Origin of the sequence: Allobosea sp., from assembly GCF_048595345.1 — a bacterium.
In the GTDB taxonomy this organism is placed as follows: domain Bacteria; phylum Pseudomonadota; class Alphaproteobacteria; order Rhizobiales; family Beijerinckiaceae; genus Allobosea.
Genome location: NZ_JBMDWH010000038.1, coordinates 1 through 5,052, shown reverse-complemented (window position 1 = coordinate 5,052; position 5,052 = coordinate 1). Strand labels below are relative to the sequence as shown.

At 67.9% G+C, this 5,052-nt stretch carries 4 protein-coding genes; 1 reads left to right on the top strand and 3 read right to left on the bottom strand.

All coding sequences use genetic code 11. The features are described from left to right. Window positions 1-332 (bottom strand): ATPase domain-containing protein (locus tag ACOJTB_RS04770; RefSeq protein WP_420101374.1); only part of this gene is annotated, 332 nt, incomplete at its 3' end. A 298-nt stretch (window positions 333-630) separates the two neighbouring features. On the opposite strand from ACOJTB_RS04770, the gene ACOJTB_RS04765 reads away from it, so the two are divergent. Then, window positions 631-1,944, top strand: coding sequence for an MFS transporter (locus ACOJTB_RS04765; RefSeq protein WP_420101373.1), 1,314 nt, complete (start codon window positions 631-633; stop codon window positions 1,942-1,944). Between the two features lie 7 nt (window positions 1,945-1,951). Here the strand turns inward: ACOJTB_RS04765 and ACOJTB_RS04760 are convergent, their stop codons facing one another. Both ACOJTB_RS04760 and cckA read right to left on the bottom strand, forming a co-directional pair. Beyond that, window positions 1,952-2,425 carry a hypothetical protein gene (locus ACOJTB_RS04760; RefSeq protein ID WP_420101372.1) on the bottom strand — a complete coding sequence of 158 codons (474 nt, stop codon included), beginning with the start codon at window positions 2,423-2,425 and terminating at the stop codon, window positions 1,952-1,954. Further along, the gene (cckA, locus tag ACOJTB_RS04755; RefSeq protein WP_420101371.1) at window positions 2,422-4,926 is read right to left on the bottom strand and encodes a cell cycle histidine kinase CckA; all 2,505 of its coding nucleotides are present in this window, start codon (window positions 4,924-4,926) and stop codon (window positions 2,422-2,424) included. The genes ACOJTB_RS04760 and cckA overlap by 4 nt, the downstream gene beginning before the upstream one ends. Window positions 4,927-5,052: the final 126 nt, after the last annotated feature.

The following is a 5,052-nucleotide window of genomic DNA, read 5'->3' as shown; positions in this document are numbered from 1 at the left end:
TCGAGCGCGTGCTCGGCATCGACGAAGGCGCAGACGCCGCCCTTCTTCTGGGCTTCGGCGATGGTGTGCAATGCCAGCGTCGTCTTGCCGGAGGATTCCGGCCCGTAGATCTCGATGACGCGGCCCTTGGGCAGGCCACCGACGCCGAGGGCGATATCGAGCCCGAGCGAGCCGGTCGAGATCGTCTCGATCTCGATCGAGGGCGAGTTCTTGCCCAGCCGCATGATCGAGCCCTTGCCGAAGGCGCGTTCGATCTGGGAGAGCGCTGCATCCAGCGCCTTGGCCTTGTCCATCGAAGAGCCTTCCACGAGCTTGAGATTCGCCTGAGACATGGATTCGGCTCCTTATGGCAGGGCGGGGTGGGGATCACAATCGAAGCGTGACGCCAGAATGGTCACGCTTTGTTCCTGTCAGCAAGTTCTTTTTTTGTTCTCCATCCGACCTGCTGACAGGAGTTGGCAGGAGCAGGGAGAGGAAGACCCGCCGCATGCGCTGGTCGCGATAGATCTGCGCTTTTTCTCATTCCAGCATGCGTTCATCGCATGTCGCGCCGGCTTCATGTCGTTGGCGGGCCGTTCCACATTCTGTTAATTGCGCCGCTCCTTGTCCAAATTTGCGAAAGTTGCCAGCGTGTCCTCCGCCTCCCTGTCCGCCGCGCCGCGAAACTCGGCGCGCCGCGTGCTGTTCGCCAGCCTGATCGGCACCACGATCGAGTTCTTCGACTTCTACATCTATGCGACGGCGGCGGTGATCGTGTTCCCGAAGCTGTTCTTCGCGGCGGGCGACCCGACCTCGGCCATGCTGCAATCCTTTGCGACCTTCGCCATCGCCTTCTTCGCCCGGCCGATCGGGGCGGCGCTGTTCGGCCATTTCGGCGACCGGATCGGGCGCAAGGCGACGCTCGTGGCCGCGCTGATGACCATGGGCCTGTCGACCGTGGCGATCGGCCTGCTGCCGACCTATGGCCAGATCGGCCTCGTCGCGCCGCTGCTGCTGGCGCTGTGCCGGCTCGGCCAGGGGCTCGGCCTCGGCGGCGAGTGGGGCGGGGCGGTGCTGCTCGCCACCGAGAACGCACCGCCCGGCAAGGAGGCCTGGTACGGCATGTTCCCGCAGCTGGGCGCGCCGATCGGCTTCATCATGGCCACTGGCAGCTTCCTGCTGCTCTCGGACGTGCTGAGCGAGGCGCAGTTCTTTGCCTTCGGCTGGCGCATCCCGTTCATCGCCAGCGCGCTGCTGGTCTTCATCGGCCTGTGGATGCGGCTGCGCATCAGCGAGACGCCCGCCTTCCGCAAGGCGATGGACAAGCAGGAGCGGGTGAAGGTTCCGCTGGTCGAGGTCTTCGCCGGGCACAAGCTGCCGCTGCTGATCGGCACGGTGGCGGCGCTGGCCACCTTCGTGCTGTTCTACATCATGACGGTGTTCTCGCTGAGCTGGGCCACCACCAAGCTCGGCTACAGCCGCAACCAGTTTCTGCCGGTGCAGATGGCGGGGGTCGTCTTCTTCGGGCTCACGATTCCGCTCTCGGCCCTGATCGCCGACCGGATCGGGCGTCGCCGGGCGCTCATCGGCACCACCATCGCGATCGCCGCCTTCGGCTTTCTGGTGGCGCCGCTCTTCGTCGCCGGCAGCATCGCCAGCGTCGTGCTGTTCTCGGTCATCGGCTTCGCGCTGATGGGCTTCACCTATGGGCCGCTCGGCACGGCGCTGGCCGAGATCTTCCCGACCGCGGTGCGCTATACCGGCGCCTCGCTGACCTTCAACCTCGGCGGCATCCTCGGGGCTTCGCTCGCGCCCTATATCGCGACGGAGCTGGCGACCCGCTACGGCCTGTCCCATGTCGGCTATTACCTGTCGGCGGCGGCGCTGCTCACCCTGCTGGCGCTGCTGGCGATGGACCGGCCGGTCGCCGATGCGACCGTCGCGAAGGTTGTCCCGGCCGAGTGAGACCGGTTCAGGCGAGGGGCGGCGCCTGCAAAGCGAGCCCCAGCCGCTCCAGTTCGAGCGTGTAGCAATAGAGCGCGAACACGATTGCCACGAGCAGGCCGCCGCGCCAGGCGATCGCGGCGAGGGACAGGTCCACCTTCGGCGCATGGCGCAGGAAGTAGACCGAGAACAGGGCGCTGCCGAAGATGAAGCCCAGCCTCGCGGCAAAGCAGAGCAGGTGGCCGAGCACGGGGCTGCGCCAGCAAGAGGGCACCGGCACGCTGCGCCAGCGCCGCCAGTAGCAGATCTGCCCCAGACCCGCCGCCGCCAGCAGCGCGAAGGCGGAGACGGCCGAATAGGTGTTCGGCGTGCCGAGATTGGCAATGAGAATGCCGAAGGCGGCGTGGATGTTGAACAGCACCACGGCGGCGCAGGCGGTCTGCGCCGCCAGCAGCGCGAAATAGCGCGGGCGAGCCCTGTCGGGCTGGGCCGGGCGGCTCATCCCATCGCCGCCTTCACGGTCTCGACCAGCTGCTTCATCGTGAAGGGCTTGGGCAGGAACTGGAAGCCCTCGCCCTCGGGCAGGTTCTTGCGGAAGGCTTCCTCTGCATAGCCGGAGACGAAGACCACCTTGGTGTTGGGGTTGCGCTTGCGCAGCTCGCCGAGCAGCGTCGGCCCGTCCATCTCCGGCATCACCACGTCCGAGACGACGAGGTCGATCTTTCCGTCATTCTCCAGGAAGATGTTGAGCGCCTCGACGCCAGAGGCCGCCTCGTGGACGGTATAGCCGCGCGACACCAGCATGCGGGCGTTGAGGGCGCGCACGGCGTCCTCGTCCTCGACCAGCAGGATCACGCCGGCGCCGGTATGGTCGGCGGCGAGCTTCTTCGGCGCTTCCTTGGCGGCGGTCTCGGCCTCGATCTCCTCGGCGCTGGGCACATGGCGCGGCAGGAAGATCTGGAAGGCGGTGCCCTTGCCGACGGTCGAGTCGACGAAGACGAAGCCGCCGGTCTGCTTGACGATGCCATAGACCATCGAGAGCCCGAGGCCGGTGCCCTTGCCGACCTCCTTGGTGGTGAAGAAGGGCTCGAAGATCTTGTCGAGATGCTCCTGCGGGATGCCGGTGCCGGTATCGGCGACCTCCAGCAGCACGTACTCGTCCGCCGGCAGGGCCTCATGGCCGAGCCCGGCACAGTCCTCGCGCGGCACGTTGCGGGTACGCACGGTGAGCTTGCCGCCATCGGGCATGGCGTCGCGCGCATTGACGGCGAGATTGACGATGACCTGCTCGAGCTGGCCGAGATCGGCCTTGACCGGCCACAGGTCTCGGCCCTGGCGGACATCGAGCGTCACCTTGTCGGCGACGACGCGCTTCAGCATCAAAGAGAGGTCGGAGAGCACCTCGCCGAGTTCCAGCACCTGCGGGCGCAGCGTCTGGCGGCGCGAGAAGGCCAGCAACTGCCGCACCAGAGCCGCGGCGCGGTAGGCGTTCTGCTTGATCTGCATGATGTCGGGGAAGGACGGATCGGTCGGCCGGTGGCTCGCCAGCAGGAATTCGGATGCGTTGATGATGACTTGCAGAACGTTGTTGAAGTCGTGGGCGATGCCGCCGGCGAGCTGGCCGACCGCCTGCATCTTGCCGGCCTGGTCCATGTTGTCGCGCAGCTTGCGTTCGGCCGTGGTCTCCAGCGCATAGACGATGGCGCGCTCGCCGTCGCCCTCCTCGCTGGCGGCGACGGGGGTGAGGTAGAGCCTGGCCGAGCGGCCCTCTTCCCCCGGCAGGGTGATGTCGAGCGGCGGCAGAGCGGAGCGGCCCTCCATCGTCTCGGCGAGCGCCTTGTCGAGACCCGAGCCGGGCAAGGCCAGATCCTGGATCGAGCCGGCCTTGACACCGGCCGGCGTCAGCCGCGCGAAGGCGGCGTTGGAGCGCAGGATGGCGCCGCTCCTGTCGACGGTGGCGATGGCCATCGGCGTCGAATGGAAGAAGCGGGCGAAGCGCACTTCGGCGTCGCTGCCGCTGTCGGCCCCGGCCTCGCCGGCGGTGCGGTTGAGCACGAGGGTGCGGGAAGGGCCGGCGCGGCCGTCCTGCCCGAAGGCGACCTGGTGATGCAGGCGCACCGGCAGCACGGAGCCGTTGCGGCGCTTCAGGTCGATGTCGAGCACCTCGACGCGGACATCGCCGGGCTGGCCGCGAATGGCCTGGATCAGCGCCGCCGCCGCCGGGGTGCAGATATCCTCCAGCAGAAGACCGCCGGAGCCGAAGCGGGCGAGGTCGAAATCGAGCCAGCCGGAAAGGGTGGCGTTGAGATAGGACACCTCGCCATCGGCGTCGATCGAGAGGAAGCCCGCCGGCGCGTGGTCGAGATAGTCGATCGCGTGCTGGAGTTCCTGGAAGGCGTTTTCCTGCCGCTCGCGCTCCGGCGTGATATCCGAGACGGTCCAGAGCGTGGCGGTGCCGTTCTCGCGCCGCACCGGCGAGACGCGCACGCGGTACCAGCCGACCTCGCCGCGCCCGTTCAGCGCCGGCTCCAGCCGCACCTCCTCGACGAGGCGGCGATGCTCGCGGGCGGCGGTGGCGAGGCGGTAGATGGCTTCAGACACGTCGGCCCGGCCGGTCAGCAGCCGCCCGACCGGCTTCAGGTCGTTGGCGCCCGTGGCCCCTGCGAGCCGCAGATAGCTCTCATTGGCGTAGACGATGTCGTTCTCGCCCTCGGTGACCACGATCCCGTCATCGGCGCCGTCGACCACCAGCTTGGTCAGGTCGTTGCGCGCGGCGCGACCGGCGAACTGCACGAGGCCGATCGCATAGGCGAAGAGGCCGAAGACGCCGACGACCGACAGCAGCGCCAGCAGGCCCAGGATCAGCGGCTGGGCCCATTCGTTGGCGAGGAAGCCGAGGCCGATCGCGGCCCCCACCAACAGCCCGGCGACGAGCAGGATGAGGCCGATATGGCCCGGCTTGTCGGACCGGTCGATCGCGGTGGTGGCCGTGCTGCCGCTCATTGCGGTGAAACCCGTTTCCTTGAGCCGCGCCGTCCAGCCGGGCGGATGTCTTTCGTCGTGGATCGCATCGTCGAGTTAGGCGCGGCGGCCCTTCAGGCGCAAGACGTAACCGATGACTTCGGCGAC

Coding starts and splice junctions, on each gene's coding strand:
- ACOJTB_RS04760 (WP_420101372.1), bottom strand. CDS start 2,425: ATGAGCCGCCCGGCCCAGCCCGACAGGGCTCGCCCGCGCTATTTCGCG.
- cckA (WP_420101371.1), bottom strand. CDS start 4,926: ATGAGCGGCAGCACGGCCACCACCGCGATCGACCGGTCCGACAAGCCG.